We start from the raw sequence: 20,753 nt of genomic DNA on the forward strand, positions 1-20,753 counted from the left end.
ATCGCCAACCTGAATTCACTCAACAAGGCGGCGGCACTGCGGTGCCTGCTGCCTGACCGGCGTCGTGGCCGCCGCCCCGCCACCACCGTGCGCGCCGGCGGCGGGGCGTCGGTCGGGGCGCTGTCGGTGCCCCGGGCCTGGGCGGCGGCCGCCACGCCGATGGCCGTCTACCGCGGCACGGTCGCCTAGCGCCGGGTCAGCCCGCGTACGATCGCGCGGCGTCCACCACGGCGGCGAAGAGGCGCAAGTCGTCCAGGGACTGTTCCGGATGCCATTGCACCGCAAGCACAAACCCGTCGCCGGGCAACTCCAGCGCCTCCACCACGCCGTCGGGATCCCAGGCGCTGACCACCAGGCCCGCACCGACTTCGTCGATCGCCTGATGGTGGTAGCAGGCCGCATCGGTGGACTCGCCCACCAGCGCCGCCAGCCGGCTGCCCGCGGCGGTGCGCACCGGCAACCGGGTGAACACCCCTTGGCCCGCCCGATGCCCGTCGTGACCGATCACGTCGGGCAGGTGCTGGTGCAGGGTGCCGCCGAGAGCGACGTTGAGCACCTGCGCGCCGCGGCAGATGCCCAGCACCGGCAGGCCCCGATCCAGCGCGCCGCGCAGCAGCGCGAGCTCCCAGGCGTCGCGGGCGGCGCGCGGCTCATCGGTGGCCGCATGCGGTTGCTGGCCATAGGCGGCGGGGTCCAGATCGTAGCCGCCGGTGATCACCAGCGCGTGCAGGCTGTCGAGGACCGCGCCCACCGTCTCCGGTTCCGCCGGTTGCGGTGGTAGCAACACCGCGGCCCCGCCGGCCAGGACGATCCCCTGGAAGTAATCGGCCGGCAGGTAGCCCGCGGGCATGTCCCAGATCCCGGTCTGCACCCGCTCCAGGTACGAGGTCAGGCCCACCACCGGGCGCCGAGAGGCGTGCACCATCGCGCATCCCTTCCGATCGATGACCGCCGATCGATGACCGCCGTCAATTCCCGCGCCCCGCCCGACACGTTACCGCCCGGGGGTCATCACCGCCGATCGCGGCGGACGACGCACGCGAGCACCGGTAATCCGCTTGCGCCAGTGGGGGTTCCGTGCACCAAGCCGGGGATCACCAGGTGCTGGTGCGCAGCACGATCTCGGCGGCCAACTGTGCGGTCGACTCCTGCACCGTGCGCCTGCCCAGATGCACCACGCGGTATTCGGCGTAGACGTACTGCTGGCTGGCGCGCGCCACCGCCCGCGCGGCCGGGGAGCTGAACAGCACCGTGGTGCCGATCTCCACGGGCGGGCAGTGATCGTCGCGCACGACCCCGTCGCGATCGGCCGCCCGCGGGTGCCCGCGGTCGATCACCACCAGGCCGACGAACCGGCCCAGCTTCGTAGCCGCCAACTCCCAGGCCAGGTCGCCGCCGGCGCGGTCGCCCACCACCACGGCCCACCCGATCCCCAGCGCGTCGAGAATGCCGACCACCGACTTCGGGGTCAGCCGCGGGTCGAGACCGATGACGACCGTGCGAAGCGATGCCGTGTGCAGACGCTCGCATACCGCGTCGTACGCGGCGGGTGCGCGTTCCTCGTCCCCCAGGATGACCACCACGACGCCCTGCTCGGGACCAGCCACCGCGACCGGGACGGGGAACCCGTCGAGCGTGGTCATCATGGAGGGCATCTACGCACGCTACAACCGATCGGCCTGCGCGCGCGAGGATTTGTCGAATTCCATGCGCGCCCAACGGGTTCTGCGTCGCCGCAAATTCGGTTCCCGTGCCCGCACATACCCGTGAATGCCCTACGGCCGCAATTGAGTTGCGATATGCGGTCGGCGCGGCGGCGGACCGTCGAGCAGGCCGAGAACCGCGTCGATATCGAGATGGGCGGCCAGCAAATCGGAGACGGTGTCCACCTGGGCGTCGCGTCGCGCGGCGACGTCGGTGTGGGCGACGACGAACCCGTCGCGGCCGGCCGCGGCCGCGACGCGGGTGAGCCACCCGCGGCGGAAGTCGTCGTTGTCGAGCAGGCCGTGCCAGTGGGTCCCGAAGACCGCCCCCCGCACGAAGCCGCACGGCTCGCCGTCGCGCCCGCCGTCCGCGCCGAACCAGCTCTGTTCGGCGGACCGCGTCACCCGGCCATGATGGATCTCGTAGCCGGCGAGGGGCGGCGGCCACCGGCGCAGAATCTTGGCCTCGCCGAAGGCGATGTCGGCGTCCAACAGCCCCAGCCCGGCGACCTCGCCCGCCCGCGATTCCACGGTGTCGTCGATACGCCGGCACAGCATTTGGAAGCCCCCGCAGATGCCCAGCACCGGCTTGCCGGTTGCGGCGTGCCCGGTGATCGCGTCGGCCAGGCCGCGGTCGCGCAGCCAGGCTAGGTCGGCGACGGTGGACTTGCTCCCGGGGATCACGATCAGGTCGGTGTCGGCCAGGTCGGCCGGGTCGGTGCTCCAGCGCACCAGGACGCCGGGTTCGCAGGCCAGCGCCTCGACGTCGGTCGAGTTGGAGATCCGCGGCAGCCGGATCGCGGCCACCCGCAGCCACTCGCGTCCGTGCGGCGGCGCCGGGGTGCCGACGACGCGGTGCGCCACCACCGACAGCGAGTCCTCGGCGTCCAGCCAGAGCTCGTCGGCGTAGGGCAGCACCCCGTAGGTCGGGCGGCCGGTTATTTCCTGCAGCTGGCGCAGCCCGGGCTCCAGCAGCGCGGGATCCCCGCGGAATTTATTGACGACGAAGCCTGCGATCAGCTCCTGGTCGCCGGGCTCGAGGACCGCGACCGTCCCGAACAGGTGCGCGAGCAGCCCGCCGCGGTCGATGTCACCGACCAGGATCACCGGCAGGTTCGCCGCCCTGGCCAGGCCCATGTTGGCCAAATCAGTTGCCCGCAGGTTGATTTCGGCCGGCGAGCCGGCGCCCTCACAGATGACCGCGTCGAATTCTTCGCGCAGGCTGGACAATTCGTCTGCGACGATCCGCGCGAGGCGGTCGCGATGCTTCACATAGCTTGCCGCGGTAACCGAATCCGCGACCCTTCCCCGGATCACCAGCTGCGACGTCCGGTCGCTGCCCGGTTTGACCAGGATCGGGTTGAACCGCACGCTGGGCTCCAGCCCCGCGGCCCGCGCCTGCAGCGCCTGGGCCCGGCCGATCTCGCCGCCCTCGACGGTGACCACGGAATTGTTGGACATGTTCTGCGCCTTGAACGGCGCCACCCGAACGCCGCGGCGGGCCAACAGCCGGCACAAGCCCGCGACCACCACCGATTTCCCGGCGTCGGAGCTGGTGCCGGCGACCAGCAGCGCCCCGCTCAAGGGTCCACGGCCGCTTATATCGAGGTGAGGATTTCGACGCCGGTGTCGGTCACCAGCAGGGTGTGCTCGAACTGCGCCGTCCACTTGCGGTCCTTGGTGACCACCGTCCAGCCGTCGTCCCAGATCTGGTAGTCCAGGCCGCCGAGGTTGATCATCGGTTCGATGGTGAACGTCATGCCCGGCTGCATGACCGTCGTGACCGAGGGCTGGTCGTAGTGCAGCACGACCAGGCCGTTGTGGAAGGTGGTCCCGATGCCGTGACCGGTGAAGTCGCGAACGACGTTGTAGCCGAACCGATTCGCGTAGGCCTCGATGACGCGGCCGACGACCGACAGCGCCCGCCCCGGCTTGACGGCGTTGATCGCGCGCATCGTCGCCTCCCGGGTCCGCTCGACCAGCAGCCGGTGTTCCTCGGCGACGTTGCCGGCGAGGAAGGTCGCGTTGGTGTCGCCGTGCACCCCGTCGATGTAGGCGGTCACGTCGATGTTGACGATGTCGCCGTCCTCGATCACCGTCGAGTCGGGGATCCCGTGGCAGATCACCTCGTTGAGCGACGTGCAGCACGACTTCGGAAAGCCCTTGTAGCCCAGGGTGGACGGGTAGGCGCCGTGGTCGATCATGTACTCGTGGGCGATCCGGTCCAGTTCGTCGGTCGTCACCCCGGGCGCCACCGCTTTGCCGGCCTCCTGCAGCGCGCCGGCCGCGATCCGGCCGGCGACCCGCATCTTCTCGATCACCTCGGGGGTCTGCACCCACGGCTCGCTGCCCTCGCGCACGCCTGCCTTCCAGGCGTATTCCGGACGGGGGATGCGGCTGGGCACCGGCAGAGTCGGGGACAACTCTCCGGGGGAAAGCGCGGTGCGGGCGGGCATGCCGACCAGCTTAATCACGCCGCGCGACGCCGGCTCGGCCGAAGCGGCCGCGCAGCAACGAGCGACGCGGTCCCCGGATGGTCACCGAGCCGCACACCACCCGCCCCGTCAGCACGACGTGCGGTCGCCCTTCGCCCGGCGCGTCCTTGCGGCGGTCGCGGGCGCTGCCCACGTAGACCTGGACGTCGTCGATCGACGCGCTGGCGCCGTCGGGCAGCCGGATCTCCACCGAGCCGAATCGCATGTCGAGTTCGATGACCACCACCGGGCCGGCAAACCGGGCCCTGGTGAGGTCGAGTTCGATCGATCCCAGCCGCCGGACCAGCGCCAGGCGGGTCGGCACCGTCCACTCCCCGTGCCGTTTGAGTGAGCCGGCCCAGCCGCGCAACTCGACCCGGTCGGCCGCGGACGTGACGATGGCGCCGGGACCGGGCAGGTCGCCGACCAGCCCGTCGAGCTCTCCCCGGGTGCGCGCGTAGGACACCTGCGACGAGCGCTGCTCGAACTCGTCGATATCGATCAGGCCCAGCGCGACGGCGTTGTGCAGCCGCCGCATCGTGCCGTTGCGGTCGGCGTCCGAGACCCGCAACGCGACCATGTCGCCGCCGGTATCCGTCATGCTCGCAATTTACCGCCGAAGCGGCCCCGGGGACCGCGTCAGGCCAGATGGCGCCGCCCCGCTGCGCCCGGCGCAGACGCCGCGCTTGCGAGCGGCGTCAGGCCAGATGGCGCCGCCCCGCTGCGCCCGGCGCAGACGCCGCGCTTGCGAGCGGCGTCAGGCCAGGAAGTCCGGCGGCAGCGACTCGAACATCACCTTGGTCATCCGAACCGCGTATTCCGAGCTGCCGCCCCCGACGATCAGCGACGCGAACGCCAGGTCCCCGCGGTATCCGGCGAACCAGGAATGCGATCCGCCCGGAAACTCGGCCTCACCCGTCTTCCCGTAGACCGCGCCGCAGCCGGCGATCTCCTTGGCGGTCCCATTGGTCACCACCAGCCGCATCATGGGCCGCAGCGCGTCGACCATCTTGGGGCTGATCGGCGTGGTGTCGCCCTGAACCGCGGTGGGCCGCCCCGCGATGAGCTGCGGCGTCGGGGTCTTGCCGGCGGCAACGGTCGCCGCCACCAGGGCCATGCCGAACGGACTGGCCAGCACCTTGCCCTGGCCGAAGCCGTCCTCGGTGCGCTCGGCGAGGTCCACCGTCGGCGGCACCGACCCGGTCACCGTGGTGATGCCGTCCACCTGATAGTCCAACCCGATCCCGTACCGGCTGGCGGCCTGCGTCAGGCCCCGGGGCGGCATCCGGCTGCTCAGCTCGGCGAAGGTGGTGTTGCAGGAACTGGCGAACGCCCGCGACATCGGCACCACGCCGAGGTCGAAACCCCCGTAGTTGGGGATGGTGCGGTGCCCGATGTCCAGATGGCCCGGGCAGCCCAGCATCGTGTTGGGGGTGGCCATGTCGCGGTCGACGGCCGCGCCCGCGGTCACCATCTTGAACGTCGACCCTGGCGGGAACAGGCCGGTGGTGGCCACCAGGCCGTCGGCGTCGGCGCCCCCGTTCTGGGCGATCGCCAGGATCTCCCCCGTCGACGGCTTGATCACGACCATCATCGCCTTGCCGCCGCGGGTGTCCACCGCGCGCTGGGCGGCGTTCTGCACCACCCGGTCGAGCGTGATCGAGATCGACGGCGCCGGCGATCCCGGCACCTCGTGCAGGACTTCGACCTCGACACCGTTCTGGTTGACGCTGACCACCCGCCAGCCCGCCTCGCCGTCGAGCTGGTCGACCACGGCCTTCTTCACCTCGGACATGACGGCCGACGCGAAATGCGGGTCGGGGGGCAACATCTCGGGCTGGGGCGTGACCACGACACCGGGCAGCCGGCCGATCGCCGGGAAGACCTTGTCGTTGTCGTCTGGGTGCAGCGTCACCAGGTCCACCTGTTGCGTCGCGGAGCTGGCCTGCTCGGCGAGCAACTGCGGGTCGTTCAGCGCGCCGTTGAAGGGACGCAGGACGTCGACGATCGCGTGCGCCGTCCCGATCAGGGCGGCCCCGGATCCGGCCTGGGTGGCGTCCAACGTGTAGTGGTACAGGTAGCCGGGCACCAGCACGTCGCTGCCCCCGAGCTCGTTGACCGAAGCGCGCCGCGGGGCGTCGGCCCGCAGCGCGAATGTCTGGTGCTCGCCCAGTTTGGGGTGCAGGTCGGTGGTGGTCCAACGGACCTCCCAGCGCCCCTCGTCGCGCGCCATCTTCAGCTGGCCGTCGTAGGTCCAGGTGCGGTTCTTGGGCAGGCGCCAGGTGAAGCGGTAGCCGATCGTTCCGGTGTCCTCGGCGTACTTGGCGTTGAGGATCTGCGTGTCGAGGTGACTGGCCTGCAGGCCCGCCCACGCCGCGTTGAGCGCCTCGCGGGCCTCGTTGGGGTTGTCGCTGAGTTGCGCGGCCGTGGCGGTGTCGCCGATGGCCAGAGCACTGAAGAACTTCTCGGCCGCCGGCCCCGGGCCGTCGGGCCGCGGCGTGCACCCGGACAGGGCGGCGGCCGCGAGGAGCAATCCGGCCGTCGCGATGACCAGTGGGGTTTTTGTGACCATTGGTACAGATGTTATGAAGGCCGGCTGTTGGCTCGGTGTCGACACACCGAGACGCGATCGTGACGTAACGCGGACACGCGGCCAATCCCGGCGGTCGAGCTTCTGCTTTGCGTCGAGATCGACGTCAGCGTGACGTCTACTCGGCATTTCTCGCGCTGGCGTCGATCTCGGTGCGCGGGGTCGATCCCTGAGCCCGATGGCTTGCGCGTTAGTCCAGCAAGACCGTCGCGAAGGTGCCCACCTCGGCGAAGCCGACACGAGCGTAGGCCGCGCGCGCGACCGTGTTGAAGCTGTTCACGTACAGGCTGGCGGTACGCCCGCTGCCGACGACCACGGCGGCCACCGTCGCGGTGCCTGCGGTGCCCAGGCCCAGGCCCCGCCACTCCGGGTGCACCCAGACCCCTTGGATCTGGCCGACGCCCGGCGACTGCGAACCCACCTCGGCCTTGAAGACGACCTGGCCGTGCTCGAAGCGGGCCCAGGCGCGGCCGGCCGCGATCAGGCTCGCCACCCGCCGCCGGTACCCGCGACCGCCGTCACCGATGCGGGGGTCGACGCCCACCTCGCCGATGAACATGTCCACCGCGGCCACCAGATAGGCGTCCAGCTCGTCCGGCCGGACCTGGCGCACGCCGGGGTCGATGTCGCAGTCGGGATGCCTGGACAGCGCCAGCAGCGGCTGGCTGTCGCGCACGTCGCGGGCCGGGCCCCACGCCGACTCGAGCCGCTCCCACATCCGCATCACCAGGTCCGCCCTGCCGACCAGCGAGGAACAGCGGCGCGTTCCGCTCATCGCCTCGTCGGCGAAGGCGTCCATGTCCGCGGGTGTGCCGCGAAGCGGGATCAGGTTGGCGCCGGCGAAGCACAGCGATTCCTCCGCGCCACGCAGGGTCCACAGTTCGCCGCCGATGGAGTTCGGGTCGATGCCGTGGTCGGCCACCCGGGACGCGACCATGCACGACCCGACCGGATCCTCGTCGAACACCCGCCAGACGGCGGCGGCGTCGCGCACCACGGACACCCGTCGCTCACCGACAAGGCGGAACAGGGGCGGAGCCGACATCTGGCGGAACTCTCTGTGCTGCGAACTAAAGGACCGGCACGAGGAATCCGGCCCCCATCAGCTTACGGTCACGATCGGCGAACCGCTGGATGTTGTGTCAGGACCGTGATCGGCGCCCGTCTCGGTGGCCATTGCGGCCGCCAATCGCTGGGCCTCCTCGATCAGCGTCTCGACGATCTGGGATTCCGGCACCGTCTTGATCACTTCGCCGCGAACGAAGATCTGCCCCTTGCCATTTCCCGATGCCACGCCCAGGTCGGCCTCGCGCGCCTCGCCCGGGCCGTTCACCACGCACCCCATCACCGCGACCCGCAGCGGCACGTCGAGCCCGTCCAGGCCGGCGGTGACCTCGTTGGCCAGGGTGTAGACGTCGACCTGCGCGCGACCGCACGACGGGCAGGAGACGATCTCCAGCCCGCGCGGACGCAGGTTCAGCGACTCGAGGATCTGGATGCCGACCTTGACCTCTTCCACCGGCGGCGCGGACAGCGACACCCGGATGGTGTCGCCGATGCCGCGCGACAGCAGGGCGCCGAACGCGACCGCGGACTTGATGGTGCCCTGGAAGGCCGGGCCGGCCTCGGTGACGCCGAGGTGCAGCGGGTAGTCGCACTGGGCGGCCAGCTGCTCGTAGGCGGCGACCATCACGACGGGGTCGTTGTGCTTGACGCTGATCTTGATGTCGCCGAAGCCGTGCTCCTCGAACAGCGAGGCCTCCCACAGCGCGGACTCCACCAGCGCCTCGGGGGTGGCCTTGCCGTACTTCTCCATGAAGCGCTTGTCCAGCGAGCCCGCGTTGACGCCGATGCGGATCGGGATGCCTGCCGCCGCGGCGGCCTTGGCGACCTCGCCGACCCGGCCGTCGAATTCCTTGATGTTGCCGGGGTTCACCCGCACCGCCGCACACCCCGCGTCGATGGCGGCGAAGATGTACTTCGGCTGGAAGTGGATGTCGGCGATCACCGGGATCTGGCTCTTCTTGGCGATCGCGGCCAGCGCGTCGGCGTCCTCCTGGCGCGGGCAGGCCACCCGCACGATGTCGCAGCCGGCGGCGGTCAGCTCCGCGATCTGCTGCAGCGTCGCGTTGACGTCGTGGGTTTTGGTGGTGCACATCGACTGCACGGAAATCGGATAGTTGCTGCCCACCCCGACGTCGCGGACCATGAGTTGGCGCGTCTTGCGCCGGGGGGCGAGCGTGGGCGCCGGAGCGTCAGGCATGCCCAGGCCAATGGTCACTTTCTGCCTTCTCTCACTTACTGGAAGAGCCTGATCGGATTGACCAGATCAGCGGTCACGGTCAGCAGCATGTAACCGACCACGAACACCAGCACGACGTAGGTGGCGGGCATCAGCTTGAGGTAATTCACCGGCGCGGCCGCGACCATGCCGCGCGCCGACCGGATCAGGTTGCGGATCTTCTCGAACACCGCGATGGCGATGTGGCCGCCGTCGAAGGGCAGCAGCGGGACCAGGTTGATCGCGCCCAGGATGAGGTTCAGCTGGGCCAGGAAGAACCAGAACGCGACCCACAGCCCGTGGTCGACGGTGTCGCCGCCGATGATGCTGGCGCCGACCACGCTCATCGGGGTCTGCGGATCGCGCTGCCCACCGCCGATGGCGTGCACCAGCGCTCCCACCTTGGTCGGGATGGTGACCAGCGCCTTGCCCACCTCGCGGGTGAGGTCGGCGGTGAACGCGAACGTGGCCGGCACCGCGGAGAGCACGCCGTAGTGCGCGGGCGCCAGCTTGACGGCGGCGACGCCGATGGCGCCGACGGTCGAGGGCGCCGCCTGACCGCCCTGCCCGTTGGTCAGGAAACGCTGGGTGGGCGTGACGTCGACGTAGGTGGTGATCGTCTTGCCCCCACGCTCGACGACGATCGGAACGGTGCCGTGCAGCTTGCGGACCGCGGCGGCCATGTCCTCGAACGTGGACACGGGGGTGTCGCCGACCTTGACCACGACGTCGCCGGCGCGGATTCCGGCCAGCGCCGCGGGACCGGGACCGGCGCAGTCCGCGATCTTCCCCGGGGCGACTTCCGGTGCGACACAAGCGGTTTCGCCAATCACAGCCTTGGTCGGCGGGTGCAGGTTGGGCAGGCCCCAGACCAATGCGATGCCATAGATCAGCACCAGGCAGATGACGAAGTTCATGGCCGGACCGGCGAACAGCACCGCGACGCGCTTCCACACGTCCTGCTTGTACATCGCCCGGTCGGTTTCGTCGGGAGCCAGCTCCTCGACCGAGGTCATCCCGGCGATGTCGCAGAAGCCGCCCAGCGGCACGGCCTTGAGGCCGTACTCGGTCTCGCCGCGGCGCGTCGACCACAGCGTGGGCCCGAACCCGACGAAATAGCGGCGCACCTTCATGCCGGTGGCACGGGCGACCCACATGTGACCGCACTCGTGCAGGGCCACCGACACCAGGATGGCGAGGGCGAACAGCACAATGCCGATAACGAACATCATCTCCGCTGCGGGACCTTTCTCACACCATTCCGGAGGCGTTGACGGAAGCCTCGGTGGGCCGTGCGTGCGCGACTCGATCGATTCGGCGTCTGGCCTTCTCCCTAGCCCAGCGCTGCGCGTCCAGTACCTCATCCACGTTAGCGGGTGAAAGCGCCCATTGGTCTGCGGCGTGCAGCACCTCGGCGATGGTTTTCACGATGACGGGGAATCCCACCCGGCCCTCAAGGAACGCCGCGGCCGCTTCTTCGTTGGCCGCGTTGTACACGGCGGTCATACAGCCGCCGGTCTGGCCGGCATACCGGGCCAGCTCGACGGCGGGGAAAACCTCACTGTCCAGCGGTTCGAATTCCCAGCTGGACGCCGTGCTGAAGTCGCAGGACGCGGCCACCCCGGGAACTCGGTTCGGCCAACCCAGGGCCAGCGAGATGGGCAGCTTCATGTCCGGCGGGCTGGCCTGGGCGATGGTCGAGCCGTCCACGAACGTGACCATCGAGTGAACAATCGACTGCGGGTGCACGACGACCTCGATGCGGTCATACGCGATGCCGAACAGCAGGTGCGTTTCGATCAGTTCGAGCCCCTTGTTGACCAGCGAGGCCGAGTTCAGCGTGTTCATCGGCCCCATCGACCAGGTCGGGTGGGCGCCGGCCTGCTCCGGGGTGACACTCTCGAGCTGCGCGGCGGTCCAGCGGCGAAACGGGCCGCCGGAGGCGGTCAGCACCAGCTTGGCCACTTCCTCGGGGGCACCGCCGCGCAGGCACTGGGCCAGCGCGGAGTGTTCGGAGTCGACGGGCACGATCTGGCCCGGGCGCGCCGCGCGCAACACCAGCGGACCACCGGCGACCAGCGACTCCTTGTTGGCCAGCGCCAGCCGGGCGCCCGATTCCAGCGCGGCCAGCGTCGGGCGCAGGCCCAGCGCGCCCACCAGCGCGTTGAGCACGACGTCGGCCTCGGTGTCCTCAACCAGGCGGGTCACCGCGTCGGGACCGCGGTACGGGACGTCGGCGATCTGCGCCGCGCGTTCGTCTGCGACGGCGATGTTGGTGACCCCGGTGTCGGCGCGCTGGTGTAGCAGCGTGTCCAGGTTCGCACCCCCCGCGGCCAGGCCGACCACCTCGAAACGGTCCGGGTGGGCCGCTATCACCTCCAGCGCCTGGGTGCCGATGGAACCGGTGCTGCCCAGCACCAGCACCCGCAGGCGGCCGTCGGATGTCGCGTTAGTCACTCACTCATTGTGCCCGCTCGGTCCCGCGGCGGGTGTGCCAGAATCTCTCCTACCAGCCGATCACGAAAGGGATTCACCGTGGCCAGTACCGAGGTGGAACAGTTCACCGGCGTCGACACCGTCGAGGTGCCGTCGGCTGCGTGGGGTTGGAGCAGGATCAATCACCGCACCTGGCACATCACCGGTCTGGTGATCTTCGGATTCCTGCTGGCGATGCTGCGCGGCAACCACGTCGGCCACGTCGAGAACTGGTTCCTCATCGGGTTCGCCGCGCTGGTGCTCGCCGCTCTGGTCCGCGACCTGTGGGGCCGCCGGCGCGGCTGGATCAGGTAGGCGCTACGCCGCCGTCGGCGGCCAGCTGTCCGCACGCCCCTGCCTGATCGCCTGCGCTCCAGCTACCCGCCGTCAGCGGCCAGCTGTCCGCACGCGGCGCTGATCTCCCGCCCGCGCGTGTCCCGGACGGTGCACGAAACCCCTTGCGCCCGGACCCGCCGGACGAACTCTCGCTCTACCGGCTTGGGGCTGGCGTCCCACTCACTGCCCGGGGTCGGGTTCAGCGGGATCAGGTTGACGTGCACGAGCGGGCCGAGCGCCCGGTGCAGGCGCTTGCCGAGCAGATCGGCCCGCCACGGCTGGTCGTTGACGTCGCGGATCAGCGCGTACTCCACCGACACCCGGCGACCGGTGACGTCGGCGTAGTAGCGGGCGGCGTCGAGCGCCTCGGCGATCTTCCACCGGTTGTTGACCGGCACCAGCGTGTCGCGCAGTTCGTCGTCCGGCGCGTGCAGCGACAGCGCCAGCGTCACCCCGAGCCGCTCGTCGGCCAGTTTGCGGATGGCCGGAGCCAGCCCGACGGTCGACACGGTGACCGAGCGCGCGGAGATGCCGAAGCCGTGCGGCGGCGGCTCGGTGATGCGACGCACCGCGGCCACCACCCTGGCGTAGTTGGCCAGCGGCTCCCCCATGCCCATGAACACGATGTTGGACAGCCGATCGCCGAAGTCATCCCGCAGGGCGACCGCGGCCGAACGCACTTGTTCGAGGATCTCCGCGGTCGACAGGTTACGGGTCAGTCCGCCCTGCCCCGTCGCGCAGAACGGGCAGGCCATGCCACAGCCGGCCTGCGACGAGATGCACACGGTGTTGCGCTGCGGGTAGCGCATCAGCACCGACTCGAACGTCGTCCCATCGGTGCCGCGCCACAACGTCTTTCGGGTCTGCCCGGCGTCACAGGTGACTTCGGCGGCCGAGGTGAGCAGGCGCGGGAACATCGCTTCGGCGACCCGGTCCCGCACGGCGGCCGGGAGGTCGGTCATCTCGCGCGGGTCGGCGATCAGGCGGCCGTAGTACTGATGCGCGAGCTGCTTGGCGCGGAACGCCGGCAGGCCCAGCTCAGCGACGGCCGACGCGCGGCCTTCCGCGTCCAAGTCGGCCAGGTGCCGCGGCGGCCTGGCGGGGCGGGGTTCGGTGAAAACCAGTTGTTGGACCATGACCAGTCCAGTATCGGCCCTTCTCAGTGAACGAGCGTCAGCACCGTCCACGCCGCGACCGCCGACGGCAGCACGCCGTCGAGCCGGTCCATCAGACCCCCGTGGCCGGGCAGCAGGCGGCCCATGTCCTTGATGCCCAGGTCGCGCTTGATCTGGGATTCGACCAGGTCGCCGAGCGTGCAGGTGAGCACCAGGACGACGCCCAGCAGCGCGCCGATCCAGGGCGGTTTGCCGGCCAGGAAGGTGGCCGTCAGGATCGCCGCGGTGATCCCGAAGAAGAGCGAGCCGGCGAAACCCTCCCAGGACTTCTTCGGGCTGATCGCGGGAACCATCGGGTGCTTGCCAAGCAGGACGCCCACGGCATAGCCGCCCACATCGGAGGCGACGACGGTGACCATCAGGCAAAACACCCGGCCCGCGCCGTCCTGCGGGTAGACCAGCATGGCGCCGAACGAGGCGAACAGCGGTACCCACGCGGCCAGGAACACGGTCGCCGACGCGTCGCGCAGGTAATTCGCCGAAGGCGAACCGGCGAACGGCTCGGGCCGCTTGCTGTTGTCCTGCATGAACAGCCGCCACACGTTGCAGACCACCACGGTGGCGCCGAACCCGGCCAGGGCGCCGGCGGCATGATAGGGCCACGTCAGCCAGACGGTGACCTGGCCGCCGATCAGCAACGGGATGAGCGGGATGACGTACCCGGCCTCGCCCAGCCGCCGCGCCACCTCAATGGTGGCGACGAAGATCGCGAGCGCGACGATGGGAACCCAGTAGCGCGGCGCGTACACCAGCGTCACGATCAACACGCCGCCGATCCCCGCGCCCACCGCGATGGCGGCGCGCAGGTCACGTCCCGCACGGGACGTCTTCTTGGCCGCCTGCGTGGCCTTGGTGGCCTCACGCGGCGGCTCGTCGGGCGGGCTGGCTGCGCCGGTATTAGCCACGGACCTGGGTGAACTCAGCTGCTGGGCGGCCGCTAGACCTCCAGCAGCTCGCCTTCTTTGTGCTTGACCAGGTCTTCGATCTGGGTGATGTACTGGTGGGTGGACTTGTCCAGGTCTTTCTCCGCCCGGCCGACCTCGTCCTCGCCGGCCTCGCCGTCCTTGCGGATGCGATGCAACTCCTCCATCGCCTTGCGGCGGATGTTGCGCACCGACACCTTGGCGTCTTCCCCCTTGCCCTTGGCCTGTTTGACCAGCTCCCGCCGTCGCTCCTCGGTGAGTTGTGGCACCGCCACCCGGATGAGGGTGCCGTCGTTGGTGGGGTTGACGCCCAGGTCGGAGTTGCGGATCGCCGTTTCGATCGCGCCGAGCTGACTGGCCTCGTAGGGCTTGATCACGACGAGCCGCGCCTCCGGCACGTTGATGCTGGCCAGCTGCGTGATCGGGGTGGTGGCGCCGTAGTAGTCGATGACGATCCGGGAGAACATGCCGGGGTTGGCGCGGCCGGTCCGAATGGTTGACAAGTCGTCACGGGCCACCGCTACGGCCTTCTCCATCTTCTCTTCGGCGTCGAAGAGAGCCTCGTCAATCATTGCGCCCGCTCCTGTTCATCACTGCGTTGTGCGTCGTCGCCAGCGCGGATCATCTTCGCTCTTCCCCTCAGGTGGTGACCAGTGTCCCGATTTTCTCACCGGCGACCGCGCGGGCGATATTGCCATTGGTCAGCAGGTTGAACACCAGGATCGGCATGCCATTGTCCATGCAGAGGCTGAACGCGGTGGCATCGGCCACTCGCAGGCCTCGGTCGATGACCTCGCGGTGGCTGATCGCGGCGATGAGCTCGGCGTGCGGGTTCTGCCGGGGATCCGCGGAAAACACCCCGTCGACCGCCTTGGCCATCAAGACCACCTCCGCGCCGATCTCCAGCGCCCGCTGCGCGGCCGTGGTGTCGGTGGAGAAGTACGGCAGCCCCATGCCGGCCCCGAAAATCACCACCCGCCCCTTCTCCAGGTGCCGTACGGCACGCAGCGGCAGGTACGGCTCGGCGACCTGGCCCATGGTGATCGCGGTCTGCACCCGGGTCACGATGCCTTCCTTCTCCAGGAAGTCCTGCAGCGCAAGGCTGTTCATGACCGTGCCGAGCATGCCCATATAGTCCGAACGGGTGCGTTCCATGCCGCGCTGCTGCAGCTGCGCGCCGCGGAAGAAGTTGCCGCCACCGATCACGACGGCGACCTGGACGCCGTCGCGAACCACCTCGGCTATCTGGCGGGCCACCCGCGCCACGACATCGGGGTCCAGACCGACCTGGCCACCGCCGAACATCTCGCCGCCAAGCTTGAGCAACACCCGGGAGTACTTGGGCCGGGTTCGCGGTTGCCCGGCGGCCGATCCGTTCTCCGGTGCCATGTTTTCCTTCGGAGCCGCCGCGCCGGCGGCTGGGGGCTCGCTGGACTCCGTCATCAGGCTCCTCGCATGAGAGTGCCATCCCGGGGTGAGCACATCCGGAACGGCATTTCACATCCTGCCTCATCGCAGCACAACGGGGCGCCGGTGGGGTGCATTATGCGCAGAGTTGGCGATGCGGACGGCTTTTCGAGCAGATCGACCCAGGTCCGGCCGGCCGTCGGCCCACCCCGCCGCCCTCGGCCGGCGAATGTTTGAGCGATGGCCGACAGGGGGAATCCGCACCAACGCGGTGGGAATTCACGGTCTTGAGAATAAGGGCCAACCCGCCGTTGACCGGACCGGTCGCCTCGGCGATCGGCATTGAGCGATCGCTCAAGGTACGCCTATGAGGAGGAACTGATCCATGGCGGACAACAACTCGGGACCTGCTGAAGCTGTCAAGGGCGTCGTCGAAGACGTCAAGGGCAAGGCCAAGGAAGCCGCTGGTGCGGTGATCGGCCGTGACGACCTGACCCGCGAGGGCCAGGCCCAGCAGGACAAGGCGGAAGCACAGCGAGACGCGGCGAAGAAGGAAGCCGAGGCCGAGGCGGCGCGCGGCGGCGCCGAGGCCGCTGAGCAGCGCCAGAAGGCCAATCAGTAGCTTGCTGGAAGGATGGGTCCGGTCTGTGCAAACGGACCGGACCCATCGACTTTTTCCGGCGACGAGGGGCGCGCCGAGTTAGCCAGGCCGGCGCGGTCGGCAATCTCCTCGAGACATTCTGCTTAATTTCGCGACGAGCGGGTAATCAGCGCTGCGCTGGCAGACATCTCTCTGCGGGATGCCTACGGCGGGGGGAACACCCACGCGAAGTTCGGGAGATGTTGGTTGGACGTTCTATTGCTGACCGACGCGGACGACTTCGACGGGGCGCTGCCGCCCCTGCCGTCGTTCGCGCGAATCAAGAGACGCGCGCCACTGACCGGTGACCGCGATGCGCCGGCCGATCCCGGCGACGTCGCAATTGTCGACGCGCGTGGCGACCTCGCGGCCGCCCGGGAGGCGTGCCGTCGGCTGACCACCGAGGCCCCCGCCACCGCGGTGGTGGCCCTGGTGGAGCGGACCGGCGCAGTGACGGTCGACGGCGACTGGGACGGTGACGGGGTCGTTGACGACGTCATGCCGTCCGGCGCCGACGCCAACGAGCTGCAGGAACGGCTGCGGCGCGCGATTACGCAGCGGCGCAACGCAATCGACGGCAGCCTGAGATTCGGCGCCCTGCTTTTGCACCCGACCGGCTTCACCGGGTCACTGGAGGGCAGAGACCTGGGTTTGACGCTGACCGAGTTCAAACTGCTGAGTTTCCTTGTACAGCACGCCGGTCGGCCTTTCACGCGGACCCGCCTGATGCACGAGGCGTGGGGCTACGACAGCAACGGCCGCGTCCGCTCGGTCGACGTCCACGTCCGCCGACTGCGCGCCAAGCTCGGTCCTCGGCACCAGTCGATGATCGACACCGTCCGAGGCGTGGGCTACATGGCGGCGACCCCACCGCATCCGGAATGGATTGTCAGCGAACCGACGGTGATGTGGGCGACGGCGACCTCCGCCTCGAACACCTTGCCGCACTGATTCTTTCGTCAGCCGAATAGCGGGAAGGCGCGCTTGCGGGCGAGCGCGTCCATGCCCTGCTGGATGGAGTCCTGGATCTCACGGTACTTGCGGTCGACGTAGGCTTCGTCCTCCGCGCGTGCGGGATCGTGGTCGAGTTCCACGGCCGGCATGAACCGAGTCCTGATCTTGGCCGGCAGCGGAAGCTGCGGCAGCGCCGCGGGCGCGATCCCCCACGGCAGTGAGATCGCCAAGGGGAACACTTTGAGGCGCAGCAGGCGGTCGAGCTGCAAGGCCTTCGACAGCTTGTCACCGCGGATCAGCACGGGCATCGCGTCGGCGCCGCCCACCGTGGCGATCGGCACGACGGGAACGCCCGCCCGAATCGCCATCTTCACGAACCCTTTTCGGCCCGCCAGGTTGGCTTGGTCGCGCTCGATCCACGGGCGCAGCGAGTCCACTTCGCCGCCGGGCCACAGCGCAACATCACGCCCCTCGGCCAGGGCGGTGGCGATGGCGTCCGGCGCGGCCGGAAGCACCCCCATGGACCGGAAGTACCGTCCGATCACCGGAATCGCCATCAACGCGTCATGCGCCGTGCCGTGTAGCGGGCGTTCCTGACCGAAACGACGCCACCACTGCAGACCGACGGTCCAGGCATCCCAGACGAACGGAGCGCCGGAGTGGATGCCGACCAGCAGTGCCGGCGGCGCCGGAACGTTCTCCCAGCCGTCGATCTCCATGCGAAACCAGTAGTCCACCAAGACATTCCAGAGGTACTTCTGGCGTTGCAGGGTGGTCTCGTCCTGCCCGCTGAGATCCCACCTGCCGGCGCGCTCGGCGACCCAACCGCTCAATCCGCCGCCCTGGTCGCTGCGCCGCTCCTCCATCGTCGCCCGCGCCTGCTCGGCATGGACCTGCGCCTGGTCGCGTATTTCGGCTGGCCTGTGATCCGGGTTACTCATGGGTGCCGGGTACCCGATTCATGCGCGCACGATGCACCGCCGCCAGAAAAACGGAACTCCCCGCGTCGCACGCGACGCGGGGAGATTTCCGCAAGCCGGACTACGTGTGGGCCGGGGCCGGGCTGGGCGGAGCGCCCGGTGCCGGGCTGGCGTTCGGGGCGCCAGGTGCCGCGCCACCCTGCACGTTCGAGGTCCAGATCAGAATGTCTTGCATTCCGTCGTTGTAGACGACGCCGTTCGGCGGCGCGCCCGTCACGTCGAAGTACAGCGTTCCGGTCGACTCGTTGCCCTGCGGGATCGGCGCCGGGTTAAGGCCGTTCGGGACCCCAACCTTGTCGATCACCCGGTAGTTCTGACCATTGGGACCGCGGGCGATGAAGTCGTTGACCATCGGGGTCACGACTCCACCGTCCGACCGGGCGGTGATGTCCGCCTGGTAGAGCGTCCCCTTGGGCGTGTAGCCCGGAATCGCTGCGTTGCTCGGCTGCAGGTTGCTGACCGTGTAGTCCGTGATCAGCGGCCCGTCGACGAGTTTTTCGCTGGTGCCGAAACCCTGAATGTTGGGCGGCGGCGCGGCCGAAGCCGGCACCGCGGCGAAAATGCCCGCCGCCGCTATCCCCCCGGCAGCGGCGGCTGTCTTCACGGCCGTCTTGGTGACCTTCATTGTCCATTCCTTTCGTGTCGAACAATCGCCCCCCGAAAGGGCAATACGCACATAAGCGGGCCATAGCCATTTGTCATCCGCTCTAAACGTGTTCGCGTGCCTAAATTCCGGAATAGGTGCCGCTTGCCTGCCGAAATGGATTTTTTTGCTGGACAGCATCTTTCGCATCAGCTCTTAACATCTGTATCGCCATTCACGCCGTATCAGTGATATGCGGACCCCACGGTGGGCCCCGGCAGCGCGATTAGCGCCCGTTCTGGGGGTAGTCGGAGCCAGACCAGCCAGACCGGTACGCAACGTCGACGGAACGCGGAAGCTCCAAGCACAGTCCGCGCGAGGATGACGAACTCGAACACAAGCTGGACGGCACGCTGCGCGGAAATCGGTCCAGTCGCGCCGAGGAATGGCGTGACCCCGAGCCGCCTGCCGACGACGACGCCGACATCCCGACTGCCGGGCCGCCGCCGCACGAATCCTAGAACCGTTTGCTCGCAGCAATGCATGACGGACCTTCGAACACGAAAGAGAAAGCACATGGGTTTTGCCGCGGCCGGTTCTGTGAGCCCCTCCGGCGCCGCGGTTACGGGCGGAACGGGCACACCATGCCGGGCGTCCAGCCGAGCGGGACCGCCGGGTTGGCGGGATCCGGCGGGCAGACGCGGTAGCACTGGGTGCCGCCCCACCCCAACACGGAGACGCTGACGCAGTGGTCGTAGCTGCCGTCGGGATACGGGTTGCCATCGCAGTAGGTGCCGCCGCCCCACGGCGACCATCCGCCCTGGCATCCGGCCGTCGGGACGTTGTCGGCGGGGGCTAAGGGATTGTCCGGCAAGGAGATTGGCCTGTCAACGCACAAGAATTCGGTATCGGCCGTCGCCGCACGGCCGTCGGCGTCGTCGGGTCGATCGAGTGCCGTCGTCACCAGGGTGCCCACGGCCAGGGCCGCCGCTGTCGCGCCGACCGCGAGCCCGGCCAAAGTCGCCGCAACCATGACCTTCATGACCCCTGCCCTCCATCGCGAAACCCGACCCCTTCAGGGAATTCGAGCACCACGCACCATCGGCGGCTAGGGTCTAGGGCCCCTCGGACCGGGCCGAAGGTCACTCACGGCATCGATGGGCCGAACTCGGGTCGAAATGCCCGCTGGCACTGGTGGTTCGACGGCTCGGCCGTCAGCGCGTGACGCGCCGGAGTCAGGAACCCCGGTTCTCGCCCAGCTCCTCGACGATCGGGCTCTGGACGGGGATGTCCTTGCCGTTCTCGGCGAGCCCGGGTTTGGTGTGGGAGCGGCGCGCCGCGGCCTGGTCGCCGTCCCGGACGTCGTGTTCGTCGGCGATGGTGACCGACGCGGCGACCTGGGCGGCGTTGTTGTAGGTCTCGGGCGGAATGCCCCGCAGGGCGCGGATCGTGTTCTCGTTGCAGCCATTGCGACCGGCGGCCTCGAGCAGGTCCTGCTTGTTCGCCGGAAAGTCCACATCGTTGAGGCATTGGCGCAGCTGACTAGGGGTGGTGGACGCAACCATGGCTGGCGGGATGCCCGGTGGCCACGTGTCTAAACGGCGCCGGGGGGTGCTGTCTCGGTCACATCGGCGCGGCCGCCGGGCGCGTTTCTCAACGGCCGCGGACCCGCCGGTTGTGTTTGACGATCGCGTCGACCAACTCCGGCTTGCTCATCGTCGAGCGGCCCCGGACGTCGAGTCGCCGGGCCACGTCGAGCAGGTGTTTCTTGCTCGCGTTGGCGTCCACGCCCTCGGCGGTCGCCCCGGAGGCTCGCGGGCCGCCGCTGGTGGCGCGCTCGTCGGACGGCCCCTTCGCGTCCTTGGCCTCCCAATGGTCGCCGACCTTTTCGAAACTGTGCTTGAGGGCGGAGTACGCCACCCGGTGGGCGCGCTCTTCGCTGCCGTATTCCTCGGCGGCCGCATCGTGCGTCTTCGCAAATGTGCGTTGCGCTTTGGCGCCGGAACGCTGCAAGGTGCTCGGCAGTTCGTCCTTCTTCGGCTTGCCGCCTTTCGCCGTCTTCGGCATGAAAACCTCCTGATAAGCGCGTGCGAGCGGGTGCCGCCGCTGCTCGGGTACCCCCTTGACCGGCCGGCAATCCCAACTTCGCGCCGCGAATCGACGTCCAGACGGCCGAAATATGTCAATATCGTTGACATGGCCCTCGCCGAAGACGCCCCGCTCGGTTACCTG

General features: G+C 69.2%; 22 protein-coding genes and 1 pseudogene. 4 read left to right on the top strand and 19 right to left on the bottom strand.

Annotated features, from left to right (window positions below; translation table 11 throughout):
- Positions 1-189: pseudogene (locus A5713_RS28870) on the top strand (hypothetical protein); the annotation flags it as partial.
- Between the two features lie 7 nt (positions 190-196).
- On the opposite strand, the gene A5713_RS26930 reads toward A5713_RS28870, so the two are convergent.
- From A5713_RS26930 to dxr, 10 genes are all read right to left on the bottom strand, one after another.
- Positions 197-925 carry a gamma-glutamyl-gamma-aminobutyrate hydrolase family protein gene (locus A5713_RS26930; RefSeq protein ID WP_231980720.1) on the bottom strand — a complete coding sequence of 243 codons (729 nt, stop codon included), beginning with the start codon at positions 923-925 and terminating at the stop codon, positions 197-199.
- Between the two features lie 169 nt (positions 926-1,094).
- Positions 1,095-1,655 carry an alpha/beta hydrolase gene (locus tag A5713_RS26935; RefSeq protein WP_197509161.1) on the bottom strand — a complete coding sequence of 187 codons (561 nt, stop codon included), beginning with the start codon at positions 1,653-1,655 and terminating at the stop codon, positions 1,095-1,097.
- Between the two features lie 120 nt (positions 1,656-1,775).
- Positions 1,776-3,287 (bottom strand): cobyric acid synthase, encoded by a 1,512-nt coding sequence (locus tag A5713_RS26940; protein WP_068099251.1) that lies wholly within the window; start codon positions 3,285-3,287, stop codon positions 1,776-1,778.
- 14 nt (positions 3,288-3,301) lie between these two features.
- Positions 3,302-4,159 (bottom strand): type I methionyl aminopeptidase, encoded by an 858-nt coding sequence (gene map / locus A5713_RS26945; protein ID WP_068099262.1) that lies wholly within the window; start codon positions 4,157-4,159, stop codon positions 3,302-3,304.
- A 10-nt stretch (positions 4,160-4,169) separates the two neighbouring features.
- Positions 4,170-4,778 carry a DUF1707 domain-containing protein gene (locus A5713_RS26950; RefSeq protein WP_067921020.1) on the bottom strand — a complete coding sequence of 203 codons (609 nt, stop codon included), beginning with the start codon at positions 4,776-4,778 and terminating at the stop codon, positions 4,170-4,172.
- A 156-nt stretch (positions 4,779-4,934) separates the two neighbouring features.
- Positions 4,935-6,749 (bottom strand): penicillin-binding transpeptidase domain-containing protein, encoded by a 1,815-nt coding sequence (locus A5713_RS26955; protein WP_068099252.1) that lies wholly within the window; start codon positions 6,747-6,749, stop codon positions 4,935-4,937.
- 208 nt (positions 6,750-6,957) lie between these two features.
- Entirely contained in the window at positions 6,958-7,812 is an 855-nt protein-coding gene (locus tag A5713_RS26960; protein ID WP_067921024.1) for a GNAT family N-acetyltransferase, read from the bottom strand.
- Between the two features lie 57 nt (positions 7,813-7,869).
- Complete coding sequence (gene ispG, locus A5713_RS26965) at positions 7,870-9,048, bottom strand: flavodoxin-dependent (E)-4-hydroxy-3-methylbut-2-enyl-diphosphate synthase (protein ID WP_068099253.1); 1,179 nt, start codon at positions 9,046-9,048, stop codon at positions 7,870-7,872.
- Between the two features lie 17 nt (positions 9,049-9,065).
- Positions 9,066-10,280: an RIP metalloprotease gene (locus A5713_RS26970; protein ID WP_067921028.1), complete on the bottom strand. Its 1,215-nt coding sequence runs from the start codon at positions 10,278-10,280 to the stop codon at positions 9,066-9,068.
- A 19-nt stretch (positions 10,281-10,299) separates the two neighbouring features.
- Entirely contained in the window at positions 10,300-11,505 is a 1,206-nt protein-coding gene (dxr, locus tag A5713_RS26975) for a 1-deoxy-D-xylulose-5-phosphate reductoisomerase (RefSeq protein WP_068099254.1), read from the bottom strand.
- 78 nt (positions 11,506-11,583) lie between these two features.
- Between dxr and A5713_RS26980 the strand changes: the two genes are divergently transcribed.
- Positions 11,584-11,838 carry a DUF2631 domain-containing protein gene (locus tag A5713_RS26980; RefSeq protein WP_067921031.1) on the top strand — a complete coding sequence of 85 codons (255 nt, stop codon included), beginning with the start codon at positions 11,584-11,586 and terminating at the stop codon, positions 11,836-11,838.
- Positions 11,839-11,900: 62 nt separating this feature from the next.
- On the opposite strand, the gene rlmN is transcribed toward A5713_RS26980, so the two are convergent.
- The 4 genes from rlmN to pyrH form a co-directional block, all read right to left on the bottom strand.
- Positions 11,901-12,995, bottom strand: coding sequence for a 23S rRNA (adenine(2503)-C(2))-methyltransferase RlmN (gene rlmN, locus A5713_RS26985; protein ID WP_068099255.1), 1,095 nt, complete (start codon positions 12,993-12,995; stop codon positions 11,901-11,903).
- A 23-nt stretch (positions 12,996-13,018) separates the two neighbouring features.
- Entirely contained in the window at positions 13,019-13,840 is an 822-nt protein-coding gene (locus A5713_RS26990; RefSeq protein ID WP_369804538.1) for a phosphatidate cytidylyltransferase, read from the bottom strand.
- 131 nt (positions 13,841-13,971) lie between these two features.
- Complete coding sequence (frr, locus tag A5713_RS26995) at positions 13,972-14,529, bottom strand: ribosome recycling factor (protein ID WP_067921038.1); 558 nt, start codon at positions 14,527-14,529, stop codon at positions 13,972-13,974.
- Positions 14,530-14,596: 67 nt separating this feature from the next.
- Complete coding sequence (gene pyrH, locus A5713_RS27000) at positions 14,597-15,400, bottom strand: UMP kinase (protein WP_082973179.1); 804 nt, start codon at positions 15,398-15,400, stop codon at positions 14,597-14,599.
- Positions 15,401-15,749: 349 nt separating this feature from the next.
- Here pyrH and A5713_RS27005 point away from each other — a divergent pair, with 349 nt between their 5' ends.
- Both A5713_RS27005 and A5713_RS27010 read left to right on the top strand, forming a co-directional pair.
- The gene (locus A5713_RS27005) at positions 15,750-15,986 is read left to right on the top strand and encodes a CsbD family protein (RefSeq protein ID WP_067921042.1); all 237 of its coding nucleotides are present in this window, start codon (positions 15,750-15,752) and stop codon (positions 15,984-15,986) included.
- A gap of 225 nt (positions 15,987-16,211) precedes the next feature.
- Entirely contained in the window at positions 16,212-16,955 is a 744-nt protein-coding gene (locus tag A5713_RS27010) for a winged helix family transcriptional regulator (RefSeq protein WP_068099257.1), read from the top strand.
- 8 nt (positions 16,956-16,963) lie between these two features.
- On the opposite strand, the gene A5713_RS27015 is transcribed toward A5713_RS27010, so the two are convergent.
- From A5713_RS27015 to A5713_RS27035, 5 genes are all read right to left on the bottom strand, one after another.
- On the bottom strand, positions 16,964-17,899 hold the full coding sequence (locus tag A5713_RS27015) for a lysophospholipid acyltransferase family protein (protein WP_068099258.1): 936 nt from the start codon (positions 17,897-17,899) through the stop codon (positions 16,964-16,966).
- A 100-nt stretch (positions 17,900-17,999) separates the two neighbouring features.
- Entirely contained in the window at positions 18,000-18,563 is a 564-nt protein-coding gene (locus tag A5713_RS27020) for an MPT63 family protein (protein WP_068099259.1), read from the bottom strand.
- A 580-nt stretch (positions 18,564-19,143) separates the two neighbouring features.
- Positions 19,144-19,563, bottom strand: a complete 420-nt coding sequence (locus A5713_RS29810; protein ID WP_068099260.1) for a hypothetical protein — start codon at positions 19,561-19,563, stop codon at positions 19,144-19,146.
- A 193-nt stretch (positions 19,564-19,756) separates the two neighbouring features.
- Entirely contained in the window at positions 19,757-20,086 is a 330-nt protein-coding gene (locus tag A5713_RS27030) for a DUF2795 domain-containing protein (RefSeq protein ID WP_068099261.1), read from the bottom strand.
- Between the two features lie 88 nt (positions 20,087-20,174).
- Positions 20,175-20,588: a ChaB family protein gene (locus A5713_RS27035; protein WP_067921056.1), complete on the bottom strand. Its 414-nt coding sequence runs from the start codon at positions 20,586-20,588 to the stop codon at positions 20,175-20,177.
- Between the last annotated feature and the right edge of the window lie 165 nt (positions 20,589-20,753).

It is taken from the genome of Mycobacterium sp. E2497 (genome assembly GCF_001668695.1).
In the GTDB taxonomy this organism is placed as follows: Bacteria; Actinomycetota; Actinomycetes; order Mycobacteriales; family Mycobacteriaceae; genus Mycobacterium.

Bases quoted from the DNA above. Each gene is read 5' to 3' on its own strand.
- frr (WP_067921038.1), bottom strand. From the start codon at position 14,529: ATGATTGACGAGGCTCTCTTCGACGCCGAAGAGAAGATGGAGAAGGCC.
- rlmN (WP_068099255.1), bottom strand. From the start codon at position 12,995: ATGGTCCAACAACTGGTTTTCACCGAACCCCGCCCCGCCAGGCCGCCG.
- A5713_RS26950 (WP_067921020.1), bottom strand. From the start codon at position 4,778: ATGACGGATACCGGCGGCGACATGGTCGCGTTGCGGGTCTCGGACGCC.
- pyrH (WP_082973179.1), bottom strand. From the start codon at position 15,400: ATGACGGAGTCCAGCGAGCCCCCAGCCGCCGGCGCGGCGGCTCCGAAG.
- A5713_RS29810 (WP_068099260.1), bottom strand. From the start codon at position 19,563: ATGAAGGTCATGGTTGCGGCGACTTTGGCCGGGCTCGCGGTCGGCGCG.
- A5713_RS26935 (WP_197509161.1), bottom strand. From the start codon at position 1,655: ATGCCCTCCATGATGACCACGCTCGACGGGTTCCCCGTCCCGGTCGCG.
- A5713_RS27005 (WP_067921042.1), top strand. From the start codon at position 15,750: ATGGCGGACAACAACTCGGGACCTGCTGAAGCTGTCAAGGGCGTCGTC.
- map (WP_068099262.1), bottom strand. From the start codon at position 4,159: ATGCCCGCCCGCACCGCGCTTTCCCCCGGAGAGTTGTCCCCGACTCTG.
- A5713_RS27030 (WP_068099261.1), bottom strand. From the start codon at position 20,086: ATGGTTGCGTCCACCACCCCTAGTCAGCTGCGCCAATGCCTCAACGAT.
- A5713_RS27015 (WP_068099258.1), bottom strand. From the start codon at position 17,899: ATGAGTAACCCGGATCACAGGCCAGCCGAAATACGCGACCAGGCGCAG.
- A5713_RS26955 (WP_068099252.1), bottom strand. From the start codon at position 6,749: ATGGTCACAAAAACCCCACTGGTCATCGCGACGGCCGGATTGCTCCTC.
- A5713_RS27035 (WP_067921056.1), bottom strand. From the start codon at position 20,588: ATGCCGAAGACGGCGAAAGGCGGCAAGCCGAAGAAGGACGAACTGCCG.
- A5713_RS26930 (WP_231980720.1), bottom strand. From the start codon at position 925: ATGGTGCACGCCTCTCGGCGCCCGGTGGTGGGCCTGACCTCGTACCTG.
- A5713_RS27020 (WP_068099259.1), bottom strand. From the start codon at position 18,563: ATGAAGGTCACCAAGACGGCCGTGAAGACAGCCGCCGCTGCCGGGGGG.
- A5713_RS26970 (WP_067921028.1), bottom strand. From the start codon at position 10,280: ATGATGTTCGTTATCGGCATTGTGCTGTTCGCCCTCGCCATCCTGGTG.
- A5713_RS26960 (WP_067921024.1), bottom strand. From the start codon at position 7,812: ATGTCGGCTCCGCCCCTGTTCCGCCTTGTCGGTGAGCGACGGGTGTCC.